Annotated in this window: 1 protein-coding gene and 1 pseudogene; one reads left to right on the top strand and one right to left on the bottom strand. The window is 49.6% G+C overall.

What is annotated here, in order from left to right; all coding sequences use genetic code 11:
- A pseudogene (locus C480_RS23175) lies at positions 1-81 on the top strand (IS6 family transposase); the annotation flags it as partial.
- Between the two features lie 76 nt (positions 82-157).
- On the opposite strand, the gene C480_RS18075 reads toward C480_RS23175, so the two are convergent.
- Entirely contained in the window at positions 158-748 is a 591-nt protein-coding gene (locus C480_RS18075) for a TetR/AcrR family transcriptional regulator (RefSeq protein ID WP_006667073.1), read from the bottom strand.
- Positions 749-1293: the final 545 nt, after the last annotated feature.

Raw genomic sequence — 1293 nt, forward strand, 5'->3', positions numbered from 1 at the left:
TTATTTGCGCATTACTACAACCGCCTCAGACCGCATCAATCGCTTGATAATCGAACGCCAGCTGACGAGGTGCTAAACTAGACAGTGCCAGTATTCCCAAGATACACAGCGGCCTGTTCGTTCCTTAAATAGACTCAGATAGACCGTGCCGAGTTCGTCACAGTAACATCGCGTCGACATATTCACTCGCAGTCTGACGCGCTGTTTCGAGTTCCTCGATATCGTTTAGAACGACTGCTCGAGTACGGGCACCGTCAACGATGGTCATCAACGAGTGGGTCACGTGGGCAGCGTCCACGTCGTTGAAGACACCTTCGTCGATGCCGTGGTTGATAACTGCTTTGAGCGTATACTGAATGTACTCGTCGTTTTGCTGAAATCGGTCGCGAAAGGCATCCTTGTAAGGTGCCTGACTCCGCATTTCGAGCAGCGCTATCGGAAGGTCCAACCCTTCCTGCGGTTTGACGAGGAGTTGATCGAGCAGTAGTTCGAGTCGCTCTTCTGCGTCAGTCGTCTTGATATCTTGGATCGAATCGGCAAACTCCTTCAGGACGTAATCGAGAAAAGCCGCAAGGAGTTCGTCTTTCGTATCGTAGTAGTAGTGTACTGCAGCCGTTGATTTACCGTATTCGTCTGCAATTCGTTTCATCGTCAAGTCAGCATATCCGTGTTTGTGAAGGGCCCGATAGACTGCCTGCATGATCTCCTCGTGTCGCTCCGAGAAGGCCTCATCCCATGGATCACCCATTTGATACTGCTTTACTCTACGGTTTGATAACCGTTATGACCCACCAACGAATTCTCCAGATAAAACCAACTAATTAGCCCGAAATAAGCCGCTAAATGCCGTCAGTAGCGACATCTCGCAAATATTCCTTGCTTCCAATTTATTGACTGACTAATTAGTAATTGAATTGTGAATACTTCGGATACCGGTGCTGCCACTACAATCCTCAAAACAATGTATTCAATGTATTGTTCCCATCTCCACTGAATAGGCTGATTTCACTCGTTACGACGAGTACTGCTGGACAAGTGAGCGGTCGGTGCGAGTGAAAATATTATCACTGATCAGCCAAAGCCAAATGACTATATTTACTGAACAGTTAGTTAGTTCCGAGGTACAATCGTGAACGGAGTAAACAGCCTCGGGCCACCGCGCCCGAGGCTTTTGTTGGTTCCCTCAGCTGTGTGCTAGCACTCCCTGCTCGGCAAGCGAGCGGGATGAGGTTGGGCGGCTTACGCGCCCCGACCCGGACAGACGCACCAACCGAACCTGTGGTTGGGTTTTGT

The organism is Natrialba aegyptia DSM 13077, from assembly GCF_000337535.1.
Classification (GTDB): domain Archaea; phylum Halobacteriota; class Halobacteria; order Halobacteriales; family Natrialbaceae; genus Natrialba; species Natrialba aegyptia.